Raw genomic sequence first — 18,821 nt, 5'->3', positions numbered from 1 at the left:
TGGTACGTTTGTATAGCACTTGAACATCTGGAAACTTCACTCACGGTCTCGCGCCGTCGCCGGCAATGACATACGGCAACGGTGTTACGCAGCGCATCATGGTGAGTTGCGCAACGCCCAGTCCGGTTTCGATCGCTGCCGCCGATTCACGCAAACCGCCGAAGCCGGACCCGTCCGCCGAGTACGACGACGAAGAGAACCCGCTCATGCAACTGTTTCTCGAATTCGCGCAGACCGCGCTGGCCGTGGAAGTGCAGGGTGACACCGAGCCGAAACACGCCGAGGGCGCGCGGTTCATGACCATCACACACGCGCGCCGCCCGGGCTTCGCTGAGTCGATGCGCTGTGCCTGAAGCCGCGGCTCAGACCGGCCCGTGGCCGTGATTACCTCGGCAATGCAACGGTCTCGACGAAGTCCGGCCAGCCATCATGCCGGCGCGCCACGTCGACGATCTCTTGCCACTTCGCCGAGGGCATCGCGCTGATGACCATGTTGAACCCGGTCGACTTCCGAAACTCCAGCACGGTGGCACCTTCCGGACCGGCACGGTAGCCGTAGGGCCGCTCCGCGAGTACCAGGAAGCCACCGCCGGAATCAATTCGCCGGCGACCGAGCACGATCCAACCGGATTGGACGTAGTACAGACAGTCCACGTCGTGACTGTGAGTGGGCAGGATGTAGTCGGGCGCCAGCCGAATGTTCGCGAGGCTGAATCCATCCGGCCGGTCGTCTCGGAAAATGACATCCACCACCGTGCCACCGGCAATCGCCGCCAGGTCGAGACCGGCAGGGATCTCGGCGGGAAATTCTGGAGCGCTCATGATCTCGCCGACATCTCCCAGCGAAGCACCCGTATAGACACTGATGCCTGCGGCGCGGCCGCTGTCGGAAGCTTCACTTTGGTGTCGGGATTGATCGTCTGCTGTCGTTCGTGCCATGATGTCCACCCTTTTCGCGACGCGGCGTCACTATACGTATGTAGAGCGTAGCCCTGCGTGTTCGAACCGACACGCACTTCCGGCACGGCCGTTACCGTACGAGCGTGCAGGCCGCCTGGTCGGCTGACGTGCAAATTCGGGCGATTCGCCAACTGTGCAAACCTGATTCACGCAATTCGCCAAAGCCGCACCCGTCCATGCTATACATCTGTACAACATTTGTTGGGACCCATGATGCGAGAGGAAGAACATTGAGTACCACTGAGGAAATCGACGACCTGCGCAAGCGCCTGCAGTACCTCGAAGACCGGACCGCCATCCTGGACTGCGTGATGAACCAGTCCCGCGGCCACGACCGCCACGACACCGAACTGATGGGCAGCGTGTACTTCGAGGACGGCGTCGACGAGCACGGTCCGACCGTCAAAACCGGTCCGGAGTACGGCGAATGGGCCAACGCGGCACATACCGCTGTGTTCGAGGATCACCTGCACAACGTCACCACCCACACCTGCGAGATCGACGGCGATACCGCGCACGCCGAGAGTTACGTCATCGGGGCCATGCGCGCCAAGGGCGGCAAGATCGTCTCGCTGATGGGCGGTCGCTACATCGACCGGTTGGAGCGTCGCGACGGGGTCTGGAAGATCGCGCTGCGCCGGTGCACCATCGAATGGATGATGAACGGGGATACCTCACTGCTGAAATCCGGCGCGGTCGCCGGGTTCATCAAGGGCACCTGGGACAAGACCGACGTGTCCTACCAGCGACCGCTGTCCATGGACGGCGCACCGGTCAGTCGCTGGTAAGCCGGCACCGGATGAAGCTCGACGGAAGAGTAGCGCTGGTCACGGGCGGCGCATCGGGCATCGGCCGGGCATCGGCGCTGCGATTCGCCGCCGCAGGCATGCGGGTGTGCGTGGTGGACATCGACGGCGAGGCAGCCCAGGCGGTGGCCGACTCCATCGACGGGGTAGGTCTGTCCTGCGACGTCTCCGATCCCGCCCAGGTCGAGGCCGCGTTCACCCGCTGCGTCGAGGAACTCGGCGGCCTCGACCTGGCCTTCCTGAACGCGGGCATCACGATTCACTGGTCCGGGGACATCGGGTCCCTCGACCTGGACCAGTACCGCCGGTCGGTGAGTGTCAACCTCGACGGTGTGGTCTACGGTGCGGTCACCGCCGTGCGGACCATGAGATCCTGCGCTGGCAGCGGCGAGCGCGCGATTCTCGCCACCGCCTCGCTGGCCGGGTTGGTGCCCTGGCATCCCGATCCGGTGTACAGCCTCGGCAAACACGGTGTGGTCGGCTTCATGCGGTCCATCGCGCCGAACCTGGCTCCAGAAGGGATTTCGGTGCACACCATCTGCCCGGGTATCACCGAGACCGGAGTGCTGGGTGATCGACGCAAGATCGTCGAGCGGATCGGCGTGCCGGTGATGGAGCCCGAGGCGATCGCCGATGCGGTGCTCACCGCGGTCACCGCACCGGCCGAGCAGACCGGAACCTGCTGGGTGGCCCAGCACGGCAAACCGGCATGGCCGATGACGTTCGCCGACGTCGCCGGTCCCGATATGCGCCTGAACGTTCCGGTTGCCCGCCAGCACAACTGATCTCAGCCGAGGACGACGATATGACCAGCTACGACTACATCATCGCCGGGGCCGGCTCGGCCGGTTGCGTACTCGCCAACCGGCTGTCGGCCGACCCGGCGATCTCGGTGCTGTTGATCGAGGCGGGCGGCGGTGATCGCAGCCCGATGTTCAGCATCCCCAAGGGCGCCGGCCTGGTGTTCGAGAACGAGAAGTACACCTGGCAGTACCAGACCACGCCGTTCGGGCCGCGCTCACACGTCGAGACCTGGATGCGCGGCAAGCTGCTCGGCGGCTCCAGCTCGGTCAACGGCATGGTCTACAACCGTGGCCACCGGGCCGACTACGACGAGCTGGAGCGACTCGGCAATCCCGGCTGGGGTTGGGACGACATCCTGCCGATCTTCACCTCCTTCGAGGACAACCAGTTCGGGCCCTCCCCCACCCGCGGCGTGGGCGGGCCGGTGCACATCTCGGTCCCCCGCGACCCCGACCCGCTGTGCCGCGAGATGCTGGCCGCCGGGGTCAAGGCCGGCCTCACCGAGGTCGCCGACATCAACGAGTCCGATGAGGAACGAATCGGCTACACCACCTCGACGATCAAGGACGGCCGCCGGGTCAGCGCCTCCCGGGCGTTCCTCAAGCCGGCCATGGCACGCCCGAATCTCACCGTGCTGACCAACACCTCGGTCGAGCGGATCCTGTTCGACACAGGCCGTGCGGTAGGAGTGCTGGCCCGAAACCGGCGCGGTAGCAGCGAGATCCGGGTCACCCGCGAGGTGATCGTGTCCATGGGCAGCCTCAACACGCCGAAGCTGCTGCAGCTGTCCGGCATCGGCCCCAAGGAGGTGCTGCGGTCCGCCGGCGTCGACGTCTACCTGGATCGCCAGCGCGTGGGTCGCGGCCTCCGGGAACACCGGTGCGCGGTGATGCGCTTCCGGCTCAACGCCGACCTCGGCTACAACCGGCAACTCGCGAGCAATGTGGCCCAGGCGAAGACCGGGGTACGCTATCTGGCCACCCGGAAGGGTCCGCTGGCTGCCCCCGCGTTCGACATCGTCGCGTTCGCCAAGACCCAGGCCGACGCCGAACGGGTCGACGCCCAGCTGATGATGGGCCCGTGGACCATCCCGGCGTACAACACCGGCGGACCGGTCAAGATCGAACGCCAACCCGGGGCTTCCTGCCTCGGCATGGCGTTACGTCCGACGGCCGAAGGACGCTGCGAGATCACCGGATCGGATCCCAGCGCGCCACTGCTCATCGACCCCAATTACCTTGGTACCGAACACGACCGGCAGACCACCGCCGATCTACTCCGCACAATGCGGAAGATCTTCGACCAGGATCCCATCGCCGATCGGGTCAGCGCCGAGACCTACCCGGGGCCGGCCGCGACCAGTAATGAGGAACTGGTGGACGCCGCACTCGACGGCGGATTCAGCGGATACCACGCCGTCGGCACCTGCGCCATGGGCCCCGACGAGGAGGCCGTGCTGGACGGCCGACTGCGGGTGCGTGGCGTGGCGGGACTGCGGGTGGTCGACTGCTCGGTGATGCCGACCATGGTGTCCGGAAATCTGAACGGACCGATCATGGCTATGGCCTGGCGGGCCGCCGAGTTCATCGTCGAGGATCAGTAGCTCAGAGCACGTTGAATCCGGCGTCGACGGGCAGGGCGACGCCGGTGATGTAGCGGGCCTTCTCACCAGCGAGGAACACCACCACGTTGGTGACGTCCAACGCCTCGACGAAGGGCACCGGCAGCAGATTGCCCGACATCGCGGAGCCCTCGGGGTTCGCCGCAAACATCTGGGCCATGTGCTCGTTGAAGATCATCGGGGTGGCCACCCCGGTCGGGTGCACCGAGTTCACCCGGATGTTGTGCTGGGCGTAGGCGAACGCCGCCGAACGCATCAGGCCCACCACGCCGTGTTTGGATGCGGCGTAGGCGAAGGTCGCCGCACTGCCGTCCCCGCCACGGCCGACCAGCCCCTGCATCGACGAGATCAGGATCATCGATCCGCCGGTGCCGCGGCGGATCATCGATGGCGCCGTAGCGGCGATGGTGTTCCACACGCCGCGCAGGTTGGTGTCGACGATGTCGGAGTACACCTGCTCGTCGAGCGGATCGTCCAGGCCGATCCCGACGACGCCCGCGTTGGCCACCACTACGTCGACATCGCCGAAGACGGAGGTCCCGGCATCCACCGCGGCGCGTAGGTCACCCAGATTGCGGACGTCGGCGACTGCCGTCTCGATGCGCCCGCCCGCCTCCCGCACCAGTCGGGCGGTTTCGGCCAGGTCGTCCTCGGTGGCCAACGGGTAAGGGATGGAGTCGATATCGGCGCACCGGTCGATGGCGATGATGTCCGCCCCGGCCTCGGCCAGGGCCACCGCGTGGCTGCGCCCCTGTCCGCGGGCCGCACCGGTGATGACCGCGACCTGGCGATCCGATGATGTCATGGGTGTTCCTTCCGATCAGCCGACGATGGCCGGCATGGTGTCCCAGCCACGAACAGTAGACGTCCGGGAACGACGGGCCCCGGACATGTCGACCTCCCACGTCGGCCAACGCTTGAGCACCTCTTCGAGCGCGATTCGCCCTTCCAGTCGCGCCAGCGGAGCACCGAGGCAGAAGTGCGCACCCCGCCCGAACGTCAGGTGTCCCGCGGACCTGCGGTGGATGTTGAATGTGTCGGGATCCGCGAAGTGCCGCTCATCCCGGTTGGCCGCCGCCAACATGATCAACAACGCGGCACCGGCCGGCACAGTCTGATCCTGGAACGTCACATCATCGGTCGCGACGTAGCGCGCCACGTGTGGGCCGGGCGGTTCGAACCGCAGTAATTCCTCGATGGCAGACCCGATCAGCGCCGGGTCGTCGACGAGCTCTCGCCGTTGGTCGGGATGTTCGGCCAGTACTTTTCCCATCCAACCGAACAACCGGCCGGTGGTCTCCACCCCGGCGCCGGCGATCACGGCAAGGAAGATCAGCAGTTCGGCGGTGCGCAGCGTGCGGGTGACCCCGGTCTCGTCCTCGAATTCGACGGCGAGTAGTTCGGTGATCAAATCATCGGAGGGATTCTTCTTCCGCCAGGCCACATAGTCGGTGAACATGTCGCCGTCGAAGTAGTGATCCTTGTCGACCGGCAGCGGTTGCCCCGGCTTGTTGCGCAGCACGGCGTGCGCCTGTGCGCGCACCGAAGGTTGGTCAGCATCCGGAATCCCGACCAGCATGCCGATGGTGCGCATGGGTAGCTCCCGGCCCAGGTCCACAACAAAGTCGAATCGATCGCCCCCGACCAGGGGGTCCAGGCAGGCTGCGCAAAATGAGCGCACCTTGTCTTCGAGCGCGCGCATCTTCTTCGGCGTGAACATCCGGCCGACGATCGTCCGGTGGATGGTGTGCAGTGGTGGGTCTTCGTTGATGAATACCCCCGGCGGCATCACCGGGTCGGCCTTGACGACTTCGAGGATGTCGCCCTTGGCCGAGCTCAACCGCTGTGGATCACGCAGCGCCGCATCGACATCCGCGTACCGGCTGATGCCCCAGAAGTCGTGCCGCTCGTTGTAATACACCGGGGCCTCGTCCCGCAGTCGACGGTAGGTCGGGTACGGGTCGATGTCGATGCCCACGTCCCACGGGTCGTAATAGAGGTCGTTCACAGACATTCTCCTCCTGAAGTCAGCACGAGTGTAAGGCAGATGCTATACGCCCGTACAGCAATGCGACGACCGCGTGGCCACTTGTGCCGAGCAACACCATCCGCTATACATCTGTACAGCAGTTGTTACCGAATCGCAGGAGGATCAGACATGAGCCGGGTGGCCGTGGTGACCGGTGCCGGATCGGGATTGGGCAGGTCCATCGCGACCCGACTCGCCGCCGACGGCAATCATGTTGCCGTTCTTGACTACAACGCTGACGCGGCCGAGCAGGTGACCGCCGAGATCGAAGCGGCCGGCGGCCGGGCGATCACCGTCGGTGTCGACGTCTCCGATGAGGACGCCGTGGCGCGGGCGTTCGACTCGGTTCGTTCGAAGCTCGGCCCGGTCGGGATCCTCGTGACCAGCGCGGCCATCTCGGGTTTCACCCGGTTGGACAAGATCTCGCTGGATGAATGGAACCGTTATCTGGCGGTCAATCTGACCGGAACCTTCCTCAGCATCCGGGCCGCGCTACCGGACATGGTTACCGCGCAGTGGGGACGCATCATCACCATCTCCTCGGCCGCCGGGCAGAAGGGCGCGCAAGGTCAGGCCCACTACTCCGCGGCCAAGGGCGGTGTCATCGCCCTGACCAAGACGGTCGCGCTCGACTACGCCGGCAAGGGCATCACCGCCAACACGGTGCCGCCGTTCGCCATCGAAACACCGATGCTGCGTGAACAGCAGGCCGCCGGGAAACTGCCGCCCGACAAATACCTGAACCAGGCCATCCCGGCGGGGACGCTGGGCAGGCCGCAGGACGTCGCCGCGGTGTGCTCGTTCCTGGCCGCCGAGGACGCCGGCTATGTGACGGGCCAGGTCATCGGCGTCAATGGCGGCGCCGTCACCTGACTCGACACTCTCGCCAAACACATTCAGCCCCAATCAGATGCCATCAGGAGCCACGGTGAAAGCAGAAGTCGCAACCGCGCAGGCCGCGCGATGAGCAAGACCGGCTACCACTTCGACCGGCACAGTGCCGACTACCGCGAGAAGTTCCTCGACATCACCCATGAGATGCAGCAGCGCTGCCCCATCGCCTGGACGGACACCTACGACGGGCACTGGGTGGCGGCCGGCGGAGAGCAGGTGTTCGAACTGGCCCGCTGCCCGCATGTCTCCAATGACCACGACGTGCACAACGAACGACGCGGCTACAAGGGCATCTCCATTCCGACGATGTTGGAAGCGGAGGGTTTTCGCGGCGGCATGCTGGAGATGGACGATCCCGAGCACCGCTTCTACCGCACCGCACTCAATCCGTATCTCTCCCCCGCAGCGGTCCGGCGCTGGACCCCCTTCATCGACGACATCGTCCGCGCCTGCATCGATGACCGCATCGAGGCCGGACAGATCGATTTCGTCGACGACCTGGCGAACGTCGTCCCGGCGGTCCTCACGCTGGCCATGCTCGGTGTGCAGCTGGACAAGTGGACGATGTACAGCGAGCCGGCGCACGCATCGGTCTACACCCCGCCGGACTCCCCCGACGCCGCCCGGGTCCGCGATCTCTTCATGGCCATGGGCATCGACCTGTTCACCAACCTGGCGCAGATCAGAGAGACCCCGCGGCCAGGCATCATCGACGCCCTGGCCAAGCTGCGCATCGATGGTGAAGCACCGCCGGACATCGAGTTGATCGGCATGCTGAACCTGCTGATCGGCGGCGGGTTCGACACCACCACCGCGCTCACCGCGCATGCCCTGGAGTGGTTGTCGCAACACCCCGAGCAGCGCAGCCGGTTGAGCGCCGAACGGGACGCGCTGTTGGACCGGGCGACCGAGGAGTTCCTGCGCTTCTTCACCCCCGCACCCGGAGATGCCCGGACCGTGTCCGAAGACATCGATCTGGACGGCACCCGGCTCCGTGAGGGCGAGCGGCTGTGGTTGTCCTGGGCGATGGCCAACCGGGACCCCGCCTTGTTCGAGGATCCGGACGCGTTGGTGATGGACCGGAAGAACAACCGGCACTTCAGCTTCGGGCTCGGCGTACATCGGTGCATCGGCTCGAACGTGGCCCGCACGGTGTTCAAGTCGATGCTGACCGCCGTCCTGGACCGGATGCCCGACTACCGGTGCATCGCCGAACAGACCGTGCACTACGACAGCATCGGGGTGATTCAGGGCATGCGGCACCTGCCCGCCACCTTCACCCCCGGCCCCCGGCTCGGCCCGGGCGTCGAGGAGACCCTCGTCAAGCTGCAGCGAGCCTGCGACGAGCAGGGTCTGGCCCGCCCGATCACCGAACTCAAGACCGTCGCCGAGATCGGCCACTGATGAGCCAGAACAGACCGGTTGCGGTCGTCACCGGGGCCAGCCGCGGTGCGGGTATCGGGATTGCGCACGCCCTGGGCAGTCACGGCTGCACGGTGTATGTCACCGGGCGCAGTGAGACCGCCGGGGATTCCCCGTTGGCCGGCACCATCCATCAGAGCGCCGACATGGTCACCGCGGCCGGCGGTGAGGGCATCGCGGTGCGCGTCGACCACAGCGACGACGATCAGGTCAAGGCGCTGTTCGACCGGATCGCCGAGGAGCAGGGCCGGGTCGACATCCTGGTCAACAATGCCGCCATCATTCGTGACGAGATGATGGGTCGCACCAAGTTCTGGGAAGAGCCGCTCAGCGTGCTCGACACCCTCGACGTCGGCGTGCGCAGCAGCTACGTCGCGACCGCCCTGTGTGCGCCGCTGATGCTGCCGCAGCGCAAAGGGCTGGTGGCGTTCACCTCGTCCTCGGGGTCGGTGCACTACGCGTTCGGGCCCGCCTACGGCGTCCCCAAGGCCGGGGTGGACAAGATGGCTGCCGACATGGCGGTGGACTTCCGCGAGTTCGAGATCGCCGCGGTGTCGATCTGGCTGGGATCGCTGCTGACCGAGCGGGTGCGCGGGATCATCGCCGCCAAGCCGGACAGGTTCGGCCACATCCTCGACACCGCGGAGACGCCCGAACTCACCGGCCATGTCATCTGGGCGTTGTTCAACGACCCGGATCTGATGGACGTCAGCGGGAAGACGTTGATCGGCGCCGAGTTGGCCGGCAAGTACGGCATCGTGGACGAGGGTGGTCGCCGGCCGCCGTCGTATCGGACACTGTTCGACGTGCATCCGCACGAGCAGTACCCGCACGTCATGCGATAGCCAGGGTCAGTAGAGGGGACGCACCATGCGTATCGGACTGTCCGGCGGCGCCGCGTCGGTCGAGGCGATCATCACCCAGGCCCAGGAGGCCGAGGCCGACGGGTTCTCCTCGCTGTGGTTCGCCAGCCGCGTCGCCGGTGACCCATTGGTCGCGATGGCGATGGCCGGGCGCGCCACCTCGTCGATCGAGCTGGGAACCGCTGTGCTGCAGACCTATCCATGCCATCCCCTGCTGCAGGCCAACCGGGTGATTGCCGCCGCGAACGCGATGGGACGACCGGGACTGTGCCTGGGCATCGGGCCCTCCCACGAGCCCATCGTGCGGGACGTGCTCGGCCTGTCCTACGACCGCCCGGTCCGCAACACCGCGGAGTACCTGCAGATCCTGGGGCCGCTGCTGCGCGGCGAGGACGTCGACGTCGACGGGACCGAGTGGACCGCGCACAGCGCCGGGCGCGCCGCCCGCCCCGAACACCCCATCCCGCTGCTGCTCTCGGCGCTGTCCCCCCGGATGCTGCGCACCGCCGCACTGCTCGCCGACGGCGTCGTGCTGTGGATGGCGTCGCGGCAGGCCCTGGAATCCCGGATCACCCCGATTCTCACATCGGCGGCGGCCGAGGCCGGGCGGTCCGCCCCACGGATCGTGGCGGGCCTGCCGGTCGCGGTGCACGACGATCTCGACGAGGCCCGCGAGGCGGTGGCGGCCAACGCCGTCTCCTATGCGGGAATGCGTAACTACCAGCAGATCATTCGCGCCGGTGGTGGCACCGACGCGGCCGATGTGGCGATCCTTGGTGACGAATCCGCCGTGGTGCAGCAGCTTCGGGCGCTGCTGGATGCGGGCGCCACCGATGTCTGGGCCCAGCCGGTGCCCGTGGGTGCCGACCGGGCGCAGCGCTCCGCCTCGGTGCGCCGCACCCGGTCGTTGCTGAGTGCGCTGGCCCGGCAGGACTAACCGAGGATCGCGGGCATGCTGTCCCAACCCCGGACCGCCACCGTCGGCGCCCGGTGCGCGTTCTGCTCATCGATCGTCCAGTCCGGCCAACGCTTGAGGATCTCCTCGAGTGCCACCCGGCCCTCGACGCGGGCCAGCGATGCACCGAGACAGAAATGCGCTCCCCGACCGAAACTCACGTGATTTCCGTTGCGGTGGATGTCGAAGCGGTCGGGGTCGTCGAATTTGCGTTCATCGCGGTTGGCCGCACCGGCCACCAGCAGCAGCGCCGAACCCGCGGGCACCGTGGTGTCGTGGTAGGTCACGTCCTTGGCGACATAGCGGGCGATCCCGTGCACCGGCGGTTCGTAGCGCAGCACCTCCTCTATCGCACCCGGGATCAACGCGGGGTCCGCTGCCAGTTCGCGGCGCTGATCGGGGTGCTCCCCCAGCAGCTTTCCCAGCCATCCGAACAGTCGGCTCACCGTCTCGGTCCCGGCGTTGGCAACCACACCGAGGAACACCAGCAGTTCTTCGGAACTGAGTTTGCGTTCCACGCCGTCGGCATCGGTGAACTCGACGTTCAACAGTTCGGTCACCAGGTCGTCGGATGGATTCTCCTTGCGCCACTCGACGTATTCCCGAAACATGTTGCCGTTGAAGTAATTCTTCTTGCTCACCGGCAGCGGTTCACCGGGATTGTTGCGCAGCCGCCGACCGGCGACCTTGCGCACGCTGCGCTGCAGTTCGTCGGGCATGCCGACCAGCATGCCGATCACCCGCATCGGCATCTCGACGCCGAGGTCGCTCATGAAGTCGAAGCGGTCCCCTCCGACCAGCGGGTCCAGGCACGTGGCACAGAAGTCGCGGACCTGATCCTCGATGGCCTTCATCTTGCGCGGCGTGAAGGCACGCGACACCAGCAGCCGGTGCACGGTGTGCTGCGGTGCGTCCTCGTTGATGAAGACGCCGAGCGGCATCTCCGGCTCGGCCTTGACGACCTCCAGGATGTCCCCTTTGGCCGAGCTGAGATTGTCGGTGTCGCGCAGGGCATCCTCGACATCGGACATCCGCGACAACGCCCAGAAGTCCATCTTTTCGTTGTAATGGAGCGGCGATTCGTCCCGCAGCCGCTGATACACCGGGTACGGGTCGACATCGATGTCGACGTCGTAGGGATCGTAGTAGAGCTCGCGGGTTTCCACCATCTGGGGTGCGCTCCTCGATTGTTCATCGCCAGTGCGGCGGGCTGTGCAGTACGATCGTACAGCGCCCTCAGTCGACCCGAAGGAAAGTCAATGGATTTGGGATTCGTCTCGCTGAACACGCCGCAGGACATCGCGCCGGCGGTGCTCGGCCCCGAACTGGAGGCCCGTGGGTTCGAATCGCTTTGGGTCGGTGAGCATCCGCAGATTCCGGTGGCTGCGGCAGGACAGTTCCATCCGGCGCTGCTGGCCGCGCAGAAGCAGATCCTCGATCCCTTTCTGTCGCTGCTGTCGGCCGCACAGGCGACCGAGCAACTGCGACTCGGCACCGCGGTGGCCCTGCCACTGGAGCGTGAGATCTTCACCTTTGCAAAGGAAGTCGCCACCCTCGACCATCTGAGCCAAGGGCGGGTGACGCTCGGGGTCGGAGTCGGTGCGCGCGCCGAACTGGAGGTCGCGAGCACGGTGGCGTGGGGCGATCGCTATCGCGCGCTGGCCGATATGGTCGCCGCGCTCACCGCGCTGTGGAATGGCGAGGAATCCCAGCATCACGGCCAGTTCTACGATTTCGAGCCGGTGTGGTCCTACCCCAAGCCTCATCAACGTCCGCATCCGCCGCTGCTGGCCGCGGCCACCGGCCCCAAGGCCATCCGGCAGTGCCTGCCCTGGGCCGACGGCTGGCTACCCGGCGACGCCGCATTCCGCGACCTCGGCGCGGCGCTGGATGACTTCCGCCGGGTGGCCGAAGAAGTCGGCCGCGATCCCTCGACGCTGGATCTGACGATCATGGCCTGGGGCGCTCCCACGGTCGCCACACTGGCCGGCTACCGCGATCTCGGGTTCAACCGGGTCGTGCTCGGCGGCGGACGTAAGAACGCCCACGACTCGTCGAGTACGTGGGCGTTCCTGGACCGCTACGCCGCGATGGTCGACGAGCTTCGGTGATCAGCCGGCCGGGACCGGCCGGAACTTCGAGTGGATGAGTTCGAGCAACTGCCCCTCGGGATCGCGCACCATGCACGCGAAACCGCCACCGGGATCGGCGATCACCGTGCCACCGGCCGCCTCCACGGCCGCTTGGGCCGCCGGGATATCGTCCACCACCAGGGACAGATGGGTCAGGCCGGCGCCGACCATGTCCCGCTGAGGCGCTTCGGGAGCGGGATGACCCGAGAAGGTCAGCAATTGCAGGACGAAACCGTCGTTGCGCAGGTAGACCGCCTCGAAGCCGATCGGTTCGGCCAGCCCGAGCAGTCCGGCGGCCATCTTGTCCGGCACGGTCATGCGCTGCACCTCGGCGAAACCGAGTGCCTCGTAGAACTTCTGGACGCCCACGAGATCGCGGACCCGCAACCCGACGTGACTGACCGCCATGTCAGACCCCCGCCGGCCCGGGGCCGCCGTGCATGTACAGCGTCTGCCCGGAGCAGTAGCTGGACGCATCGGAGGCGAAGAACAGTACGCCGTAACCGATCTCGTCGGGTTCGGCGATCCGGCCCGAGCCGTTGGTCTGGCCGATCATATTGATGTCGAATCCCTGGCGCTCCGCATCGGCCTCCAGGCCGGGCGTGCGGATGGCACCGCAGGCGATGCAGTTGACCCGCACACCCTTCCGGGTCCAGGCCGCCGCCATCGACCCGGTCAGGTTGTTCAGGCCGGCCTTGGCCGCCGCGTAGACCGGCGCCTGCGGCATGGCCAGCAGGCTCGCCCCCGAGGAGATGTTGACGATGGAGCCCTTGCCCTGGGCGATCATCGGCTTGGCCGCCGCCCGCGACAGGTACCACGCACTGGACAGGTTCAGGTCCAGCACCTCGTGCCACTCGTCGTCGGTCCACTTCATCAGCGACTTGGTCTGGCCCCCACCGGCATTGTTCATCAGCACATCGAGACGCCCGAACTCGGCCAGCGTGGTGTCGACCAGCGCGTTGCACTCCTCGGCTTTCGTCACATCGGTCGGTACCACGAGGGCCCTGCGCCCCAGCGCCTCGATCTCGGCGGCGGTGGACTTCAACGGATCCGGGCGGCGGCCGGCCAACACCACATCCGCACCGTGTTCGGCCAGCACCAGCGCCGACGCCCGGCCGATTCCGGTGCCGCCACCGGTGATGACGGCGACCTTGCCTTCCATCGAAAACCTATCGCTCACAGCATGGACTCCTTTTCCTCACGTTTGCCATACGACTGTACAGCAGATGATCTGCATGGGGAACGGGTTCAGGTACTCGACATCGACCGGCGCGTCGAGTAGACCAATGGCATGCCGGATCCAACCGACGATGTCTGGGAAGTGCTGTCCACCGCACGCTCAATCCGCCGCTTCACCGATGAGCCCGTCGACGCCGAGACGCTCGACCGCTGCCTGCAGGCAGCGACCTGGGCGCCCAACGGAGCCAATGCGCAGTTGTGGCGGTTCATCGTCCTCGATGCGCCCGAACAGCGAGCGGCGGTTGCCGAGGCAGCCCAGATCGCCCTGCGCACAATCGAATCGATCTACGGCATGAGCCGACCCGACCCCGACGACCAGAGCCGCACCGCCCGCAACAACCGGGCCACCTACGAGTTGCACGACCGCGCAGGCGATTACACGTCCGTGCTGTTCACCGCCTACAAGAACGAATTCGCCTCGGAGTTCCTGCAGGGCGGCTCGATCTATCCGGCCCTGCAGAACTTCTACCTGGCCGCCCGCGCGCAGGGTTTGGGCGCCTGCATCACCAGCTGGGCCTCCTACGACGGGGAGCGGGTGCTGCGCACCTCGGTCGGCATCCCCGACGAGTGGTTTCTGGCCGGGCACGTGGTGGTCGGCTGGCCACGCGGCCGGCACGGCCCGATGCGCCGCCGCCCGGTCGCCGACGTGGTGTTCCGCAATCGCTGGGACGCCGATCGGGCCGATATCACCTACGGCCGGGGCGCCCGGCCCCGCAACTGACCGATCACCGCACGCTCACGCGCCCACGGAGTGATGTAGCTGCGCCTGCATCTGTTCAGCGCGGCGACCGCGCTCGAGGATCACCAGTCATTTTCGAGTACCGGATGCCCGTGTCCGCCGTTCGGACGAATGCGCCGCGCCCGCCTGGTGACGGGCCCCCGTCTGGCCAATAATTGACGTCAACGTCAGGAAGGTGGCCGAGGGCCATCCTCCACGAAAGGTGGATCGGGCCGGTGTCAGGTCGTCGGGCCCGCGATGGCCGCCCGCACCCCGGGCTCCACTGCCCGCAATGGGTTCGGCACGGTTGGTCGACCGGAGGATGGGGCTTCGTCGCGACAGTGGCCGTGGTGGCGGCGGTCAGCGGGCTCACCCTGGCCGCAGGGGTCATCGTCGTGGTCGACCACCCGCCCCCGGTGTGGACCTTCGTCGCCCTGGGGGTGTTCGCGCTGTGGCAGATCGTCCGGCGCCGCGCGGTGTCCGGCTCAGCCCTCGACGCAGACGACGAGGACGACACCGACCCACCGGCAGGCAATCTCGCCAACCCGCCTCCCGAGTGACGCCCTGGACATGCAGGCCGCTGCCCGCGCCGCGCGAGACGCGTCAGCGCCGACCGCGCTTGGCCGGTCCCGGTTTACGGGCGACCTTGCCCGCGGCAGCCCGGGCCGCCTGTTTCGCCAGCATCTTCTCCCGGGCAGTGCGTTTCGGCGCCGGTTCGGCACGCCCGCGCGAGGAGCCGGGCTTGCGGCCGCGTACGACCCCGATGAACTCCTCGACCAGCTCGGACTGCGGCCCCTCCGGGAAGGCCAACGCCACCGCACAGCCGGGTGCGTCGGCGATCGGGCGGTAGGTGAGGTCCTTGCGGTGATGCAGCCGTGCCAGCGACTGCGGCACGATGAGCACGCCTAGCCCCGCGGCGACGAGCTCCATCGCGGCCTCGGTGGTCTCGGGGCGGTGCTCGATCACGGTGCCGAGAGCGGCATCCCAGGCGACGACGTCGTCGAGCGGGCACAGTCGGGGCTCGTCGGCAAGGTCGGCGGCGGTGATCGTGTCGGCGGCGCTCAACAGGTGCTCGGTGGGCACCACGGCCACCGTCGCCTCCTCGTAGAGCGGGATCACCGCGAGTCCGGACGTATCGGCCGGCAGCCGGAGCAACGCCAGGTCGACGGTGCCACCCCGCACAGCGTCGGCCGCATCCGCCGCTGCGACGGCCTGCAGCTGCAGAGGTGCGCCCGGGTGGCGCTGGGCCCAGATCCGCGCCCACTTCGCGGGTGTCCCGCCGGGGACGTACCCGAGGATGAGGCAGGACTGGGTCACCGACTCAGGCTACCGATAGGCTGACCCTCATGAGCGAGGCTTGCGGAGCGAATCAACGGCACGCATGCGGGACCCGAGCGTGCGAGGGCACCGCATGAGCAGGCCGAACACGCAGTCCATGAAACCCGCCACCGCGGCGAAGAAGCTGGATGTGTACTTGCCCGCGACGCCGGCGGAGTTCCAGGAGAACCCGATCACCCGCGATCAGCTCGCCGAGCTGCAGGCCAACCCGCCGCAGTGGCTGCAGGACCTGCGGAAGAACGGGCCGCACCCGAAGAACCTGGTCGCCGCCAAGCTGAGTGTCTCGATCGCCGGCCTGGCCCGCGGCGGAGTCACCGAGGCGCTGACCACCGAGCAGATCAATGCGCTGATCGAAGAAATGCCCGACTGGCTGGCCGCCGAGCGCGAGAGCTTCCAGAACGTGCTGCGCGAGGAGCGCCGCATCAAGGCTTTGCACGCAGACAAGCCGCGCAAGAACTGAGTCGAGTTCGGTGCATGGGTGAGCTCTGGTCCCGGCGACGGAACCTTCCCGCCCGCCGCACGTGGTGTTCGGGGATCTGACCGCGCCGACCCGCAACACCATCCGGACATGGCTGCACCTACGACGAGGTGGCGCCGATGGTGTTGGAGCGCAAGTACATCAATGTTCTGATCAATGCGAATCTGCGCAGCACGTACGGGCAGTAGCCTCGGCTAGCGGTCGAACATGTCGCTCAGGCGATCGAAAAAGCGATCGGCGCGCCGCTCCAGCCGGGAGCCCTTACCCCACTTCTCCCACAGGTAGATCGAACCGAACAACGCCGCGACGATCCCGAAGACCAGCGCGGTGATGAGGATGACCTCAACGGTGGTCGACACCGGGCTTGCGTCCACGCAGCAGGTATGCGGCCGGCAATACGCCCGACGATGTCACCGCGCCCAGGGCGATACGCCACAGCCACCGCGGGCCGTTCACCTGAGCGGCGTCACGGTGCGCCAGGTCACGCAATGCCCATGCCCGCAGGCCCGCGTCGAGCGCCGTGAGGACGATGATCGCCGCCTTGCCCGCTGGGGGAATCTCTTTCCACGACTTGCGCGCCACGTCAATCCTGCTTTCCGCTACGAAATGTCCAGTTGGAAAACGAATCCTACCAACGCCTGCTATCCATCGACCGTGTTCAGAACCATGCGTCGCACCAGGTTCAGCACAGCGTCCGGCCCACCTGACTCGCGAATGTGAGCGCCTTGAGCTGAGCGGTCAGAACGGCGGTGGGTCCGGGTCGCTGAAAGCCCCACCATTACCCATCTCGCCTCCGACGACGTCGCCGCCTGCTGCGCTGCCATGTGCGCCGGGGTCCTTGGCAGCTTCGGCGTCCTTGGCGGCTCCGGCGCGTATGTGGGCGAGCGCGAGTTCGGAGGCGTTACGGACGCGTTCGGCGTTGATCCGGTATTCCCGGTCCTGTGCACGGGTGCGCTTCCGGGTAGGCATCATCGCGCCCCGATAGTCGTCGTCGAGGAGACTGATCGACCGCGGGGGCGGCACGGTGGTGTGAATGTTCCACTGCGGGAACAGGACCGCAGCACCCGGGCGGGTCACATAGGTGTGCCCGGTCGGCGCGGTCCATTGCGAGGTGCCGTCGGGGTGCGCGGTGAGGGTCCAGCCGCCGGGGCCGGTCCGGAAAGTTTTCAACAAATGATGCTCACGACACAGCGGACGCATGTTGCCCGGATGCGTCGCCCCGGCCGGCCACGGAGTGACATGGTCCACATCGCAGCGGTGTGCCGGTTTGGAGCAGCCGGGGAAGCTACAGGTCTGCGAACGCATCCGGACGAACGCGGTGAGTGCGGTCGAGGGCCGGTATTGGCGTTCGGTGGGCAGATCGGCAACCTCGGCCAGCGGCTTCACGGTGGCGCCGGTGGCGATGAGGTCGGCGAGCATGGCGGCCGGGATGATCGTGCCGTCCAGGGTGATTCCGGCACCCGCGCCGGGGATGGTGGCCGCGGGAGCAGGTTCGGCTGGTGCCAGCGCGGCGGGCTCAGCCGGCTCGTCGGATTCGGGGTCTGCCGCGGGCTCAGCAGGGAGCTCGGGTTCACCAGCCTCGTCGGACGCGGGCTCAGGTGCAGGCTGGGGCCCCGGACCGGGTTCGGGTGCGGGTCGCGCGTCGGTCCCGGGCACCTGATCGGTGAGCGCGTAGATGACGACCGCGCCCGAGCGTGGGTCTTTCCCGCTGCCTGCGCAGTCCGGGTCCCCACATTGGCAGGCCAGCCGCTCCAGCGACGGACCCACTACTCCGAGGGCGCCCATGGCCGCGGAGAGGCGTTCCCCCAGTGGCCGCGGATCATTGGCACACACCGTGTCGGCCAGACCATGCAGGCGCTGTTTGACCGCTTCCTTGTCGGTGGCGCGCAGCCGCCCCCAGAACGAGCTGACCCCGTTGGGGTCGTCGCGGTCGTCGAACTCGACGTAGAGATCCTTGGCGGCGGCCTTGGACCGGATCACCGCGATCGGGTCATACTTCTCCACCCAGAAGTCGACGGCCCGGATCAGCGCGGCTTCGGACAACACTGCATAGGTGGTGGCTTCTGTGGCGATGCCGTCGTCGATCAACGCCAGCGCTTCCTCGTCGGTGACCAGGTGGGTGCGCCAGGTGATCTCGGCGATGACCTTCGCCGACACCGCCCCCGTCGCGAACAGGGCCGCGGTGCGCGGCAGCCGTTCGCGCAGCGCCACCCCGATGCGCATCTGAGTCGAGGCGGCACGCTCGCTCACGTTGCACGCGGCACTGACCTGCGCCTTGGCGAACGCCCACCCATCGATCACCTGACGGGCAGACACCTCGTCCTCGTCATCGCACTGCCGCGCGGTCACCTCGGCGATCAGCGCCAACCGATCCGCCGCGGCCACCGCCTCGGCTCGGGTCGCGGCCGCCAGGGCAGAGATGAGCGCTTCTTCGTTCATCCCCGCCAACCCGATCCTATCGAACACATGTTCGATTCTACCGAAGGGGTGTGACTCGCGCCACGAGAAAGTGGAACGCTGTGGATAACGTCGGGTCCCGCCACGGAGCCGACGGAGCACAAC

Annotated in this window: 22 protein-coding genes; 12 read left to right on the top strand and 10 right to left on the bottom strand. The window is 67.1% G+C overall.

Annotation, left to right across the window (positions count from 1 at the left end; all coding sequences use genetic code 11):
* Nucleotides 1–98: 98 nt before the first annotated feature.
* A complete protein-coding gene (locus K0O62_RS10210; RefSeq protein WP_073855896.1) occupies nt 99–353 on the top strand; it encodes a hypothetical protein in 255 nt (84 codons plus the stop codon).
* Between the two features lie 31 nt (nt 354–384).
* Here K0O62_RS10210 and K0O62_RS10205 read toward each other — a convergent pair whose 3' ends face one another.
* Entirely contained in the window at nt 385–939 is a 555-nt protein-coding gene (locus K0O62_RS10205) for a hypothetical protein (RefSeq protein WP_073856182.1), read from the bottom strand.
* Between the two features lie 251 nt (nt 940–1,190).
* On the opposite strand from K0O62_RS10205, the gene K0O62_RS10200 reads away from it, so the two are divergent.
* The 3 genes from K0O62_RS10200 to K0O62_RS10190 are packed head-to-tail and all read left to right on the top strand — an operon-like array spanning nt 1,191 to nt 4,173.
* Nucleotides 1,191–1,748, top strand: a complete 558-nt coding sequence (locus K0O62_RS10200; RefSeq protein WP_073855895.1) for a nuclear transport factor 2 family protein — start codon at nt 1,191–1,193, stop codon at nt 1,746–1,748.
* An 11-nt stretch (nt 1,749–1,759) separates the two neighbouring features.
* Complete coding sequence (locus K0O62_RS10195) at nt 1,760–2,551, top strand: SDR family oxidoreductase (RefSeq protein ID WP_073855894.1); 792 nt, start codon at nt 1,760–1,762, stop codon at nt 2,549–2,551.
* A 20-nt stretch (nt 2,552–2,571) separates the two neighbouring features.
* Nucleotides 2,572–4,173 (top strand): GMC family oxidoreductase, encoded by a 1,602-nt coding sequence (locus K0O62_RS10190; RefSeq protein WP_073855893.1) that lies wholly within the window; start codon nt 2,572–2,574, stop codon nt 4,171–4,173.
* Nucleotide 4,174: 1 nt separating this feature from the next.
* On the opposite strand, the gene K0O62_RS10185 is transcribed toward K0O62_RS10190, so the two are convergent.
* Both K0O62_RS10185 and K0O62_RS10180 read right to left on the bottom strand, forming a co-directional pair.
* On the bottom strand, nt 4,175–4,996 hold the full coding sequence (locus tag K0O62_RS10185; RefSeq protein WP_073855892.1) for a mycofactocin-coupled SDR family oxidoreductase: 822 nt from the start codon (nt 4,994–4,996) through the stop codon (nt 4,175–4,177).
* Nucleotides 4,997–5,011: 15 nt separating this feature from the next.
* Nucleotides 5,012–6,199 (bottom strand): cytochrome P450, encoded by a 1,188-nt coding sequence (locus K0O62_RS10180; protein WP_073855891.1) that lies wholly within the window; start codon nt 6,197–6,199, stop codon nt 5,012–5,014.
* Between the two features lie 150 nt (nt 6,200–6,349).
* Here K0O62_RS10180 and K0O62_RS10175 point away from each other — a divergent pair, with 150 nt between their 5' ends.
* The 4 genes from K0O62_RS10175 (at nt 6,350) to K0O62_RS10160 (ending at nt 10,336) form a co-directional block, all read left to right on the top strand.
* Entirely contained in the window at nt 6,350–7,093 is a 744-nt protein-coding gene (locus K0O62_RS10175; RefSeq protein WP_073855890.1) for an SDR family NAD(P)-dependent oxidoreductase, read from the top strand.
* Between the two features lie 90 nt (nt 7,094–7,183).
* Nucleotides 7,184–8,518, top strand: coding sequence for a cytochrome P450 (locus tag K0O62_RS10170; RefSeq protein WP_073855889.1), 1,335 nt, complete (start codon nt 7,184–7,186; stop codon nt 8,516–8,518).
* The gene (locus tag K0O62_RS10165) at nt 8,518–9,381 is read left to right on the top strand and encodes an SDR family NAD(P)-dependent oxidoreductase (protein WP_073855888.1); all 864 of its coding nucleotides are present in this window, start codon (nt 8,518–8,520) and stop codon (nt 9,379–9,381) included. Before K0O62_RS10170 ends, K0O62_RS10165 begins: the two co-directional genes overlap by 1 nt.
* Nucleotides 9,382–9,406: 25 nt before the next feature.
* Complete coding sequence (locus K0O62_RS10160) at nt 9,407–10,336, top strand: TIGR03564 family F420-dependent LLM class oxidoreductase (protein ID WP_073855887.1); 930 nt, start codon at nt 9,407–9,409, stop codon at nt 10,334–10,336.
* Here the strand turns inward: K0O62_RS10160 and K0O62_RS10155 are convergent.
* Nucleotides 10,333–11,523 carry a cytochrome P450 gene (locus K0O62_RS10155; RefSeq protein ID WP_073855886.1) on the bottom strand — a complete coding sequence of 397 codons (1,191 nt, stop codon included), beginning with the start codon at nt 11,521–11,523 and terminating at the stop codon, nt 10,333–10,335. The genes K0O62_RS10160 and K0O62_RS10155 overlap by 4 nt on opposite strands.
* Nucleotides 11,524–11,613: 90 nt before the next feature.
* Here K0O62_RS10155 and K0O62_RS10150 point away from each other — a divergent pair, with 90 nt between their 5' ends.
* On the top strand, nt 11,614–12,465 hold the full coding sequence (locus K0O62_RS10150; protein WP_073855885.1) for a TIGR03619 family F420-dependent LLM class oxidoreductase: 852 nt from the start codon (nt 11,614–11,616) through the stop codon (nt 12,463–12,465).
* Here K0O62_RS10150 and K0O62_RS10145 read toward each other — a convergent pair whose 3' ends face one another.
* A complete protein-coding gene (locus tag K0O62_RS10145; protein ID WP_073855884.1) occupies nt 12,466–12,894 on the bottom strand; it encodes a VOC family protein in 429 nt (142 codons plus the stop codon). It abuts the gene before it with no gap.
* 1 nt (nt 12,895) lies between these two features.
* Nucleotides 12,896–13,666 (bottom strand): SDR family NAD(P)-dependent oxidoreductase, encoded by a 771-nt coding sequence (locus K0O62_RS10140; RefSeq protein ID WP_073855883.1) that lies wholly within the window; start codon nt 13,664–13,666, stop codon nt 12,896–12,898.
* 111 nt (nt 13,667–13,777) lie between these two features.
* On the opposite strand from K0O62_RS10140, the gene K0O62_RS10135 reads away from it, so the two are divergent.
* Both K0O62_RS10135 and K0O62_RS10130 read left to right on the top strand, forming a co-directional pair.
* A complete protein-coding gene (locus K0O62_RS10135; protein WP_073855882.1) occupies nt 13,778–14,446 on the top strand; it encodes a nitroreductase family protein in 669 nt (222 codons plus the stop codon).
* Between the two features lie 347 nt (nt 14,447–14,793).
* On the top strand, nt 14,794–15,003 hold the full coding sequence (locus tag K0O62_RS10130) for a hypothetical protein (RefSeq protein WP_131817388.1): 210 nt from the start codon (nt 14,794–14,796) through the stop codon (nt 15,001–15,003).
* A 43-nt stretch (nt 15,004–15,046) separates the two neighbouring features.
* Here K0O62_RS10130 and K0O62_RS10125 read toward each other — a convergent pair whose 3' ends face one another.
* Nucleotides 15,047–15,760 (bottom strand): LysR family substrate-binding domain-containing protein, encoded by a 714-nt coding sequence (locus K0O62_RS10125; protein WP_073855880.1) that lies wholly within the window; start codon nt 15,758–15,760, stop codon nt 15,047–15,049.
* 94 nt (nt 15,761–15,854) lie between these two features.
* On the opposite strand from K0O62_RS10125, the gene K0O62_RS10120 reads away from it, so the two are divergent.
* Entirely contained in the window at nt 15,855–16,241 is a 387-nt protein-coding gene (locus K0O62_RS10120; protein WP_073855879.1) for a DUF5997 family protein, read from the top strand.
* A 212-nt stretch (nt 16,242–16,453) separates the two neighbouring features.
* On the opposite strand, the gene K0O62_RS10115 is transcribed toward K0O62_RS10120, so the two are convergent.
* The 3 genes from K0O62_RS10115 to K0O62_RS10105 all read right to left on the bottom strand — a co-directional run bounded on the left by K0O62_RS10115 (nt 16,454) and on the right by K0O62_RS10105 (nt 18,725).
* Nucleotides 16,454–16,618, bottom strand: coding sequence for a hypothetical protein (locus K0O62_RS10115; protein ID WP_165636967.1), 165 nt, complete (start codon nt 16,616–16,618; stop codon nt 16,454–16,456).
* Complete coding sequence (locus K0O62_RS10110; RefSeq protein WP_073855878.1) at nt 16,602–16,841, bottom strand: hypothetical protein; 240 nt, start codon at nt 16,839–16,841, stop codon at nt 16,602–16,604. The genes K0O62_RS10115 and K0O62_RS10110 overlap by 17 nt, the downstream gene beginning before the upstream one ends.
* A gap of 156 nt (nt 16,842–16,997) precedes the next feature.
* Nucleotides 16,998–18,725 (bottom strand): DUF222 domain-containing protein, encoded by a 1,728-nt coding sequence (locus K0O62_RS10105; protein WP_079244253.1) that lies wholly within the window; start codon nt 18,723–18,725, stop codon nt 16,998–17,000.
* Between the last annotated feature and the right edge of the window lie 96 nt (nt 18,726–18,821).

The organism is Mycolicibacterium diernhoferi (assembly GCF_019456655.1).
GTDB classification, from domain to species: Bacteria; Actinomycetota; Actinomycetes; order Mycobacteriales; family Mycobacteriaceae; genus Mycobacterium; species Mycobacterium diernhoferi.
The sequence above is the reverse complement of the archived record's forward strand: the minus strand, read 5'-3'. Positions and strand labels throughout refer to the sequence as shown.

What these genes read in the sequence shown, in the direction of transcription:
- K0O62_RS10210 (WP_073855896.1), top strand. Translation starts at nt 99, where the DNA reads ATGGTGAGTTGCGCAACGCCCAGTCCGGTTTCGATCGCTGCCGCCGAT.
- K0O62_RS10205 (WP_073856182.1), bottom strand. Translation starts at nt 939, where the DNA reads ATGGCACGAACGACAGCAGACGATCAATCCCGACACCAAAGTGAAGCT.
- K0O62_RS10195 (WP_073855894.1), top strand. Translation starts at nt 1,760, where the DNA reads ATGAAGCTCGACGGAAGAGTAGCGCTGGTCACGGGCGGCGCATCGGGC.
- K0O62_RS10190 (WP_073855893.1), top strand. Translation starts at nt 2,572, where the DNA reads ATGACCAGCTACGACTACATCATCGCCGGGGCCGGCTCGGCCGGTTGC.
- K0O62_RS10185 (WP_073855892.1), bottom strand. Translation starts at nt 4,996, where the DNA reads ATGACATCATCGGATCGCCAGGTCGCGGTCATCACCGGTGCGGCCCGC.
- K0O62_RS10175 (WP_073855890.1), top strand. Translation starts at nt 6,350, where the DNA reads ATGAGCCGGGTGGCCGTGGTGACCGGTGCCGGATCGGGATTGGGCAGG.
- K0O62_RS10170 (WP_073855889.1), top strand. Translation starts at nt 7,184, where the DNA reads ATGAGCAAGACCGGCTACCACTTCGACCGGCACAGTGCCGACTACCGC.
- K0O62_RS10165 (WP_073855888.1), top strand. Translation starts at nt 8,518, where the DNA reads ATGAGCCAGAACAGACCGGTTGCGGTCGTCACCGGGGCCAGCCGCGGT.
- K0O62_RS10160 (WP_073855887.1), top strand. Translation starts at nt 9,407, where the DNA reads ATGCGTATCGGACTGTCCGGCGGCGCCGCGTCGGTCGAGGCGATCATC.
- K0O62_RS10155 (WP_073855886.1), bottom strand. Translation starts at nt 11,523, where the DNA reads ATGGTGGAAACCCGCGAGCTCTACTACGATCCCTACGACGTCGACATC.
- K0O62_RS10150 (WP_073855885.1), top strand. Translation starts at nt 11,614, where the DNA reads ATGGATTTGGGATTCGTCTCGCTGAACACGCCGCAGGACATCGCGCCG.
- K0O62_RS10145 (WP_073855884.1), bottom strand. Translation starts at nt 12,894, where the DNA reads ATGGCGGTCAGTCACGTCGGGTTGCGGGTCCGCGATCTCGTGGGCGTC.
- K0O62_RS10135 (WP_073855882.1), top strand. Translation starts at nt 13,778, where the DNA reads ATGCCGGATCCAACCGACGATGTCTGGGAAGTGCTGTCCACCGCACGC.
- K0O62_RS10120 (WP_073855879.1), top strand. Translation starts at nt 15,855, where the DNA reads ATGAGCAGGCCGAACACGCAGTCCATGAAACCCGCCACCGCGGCGAAG.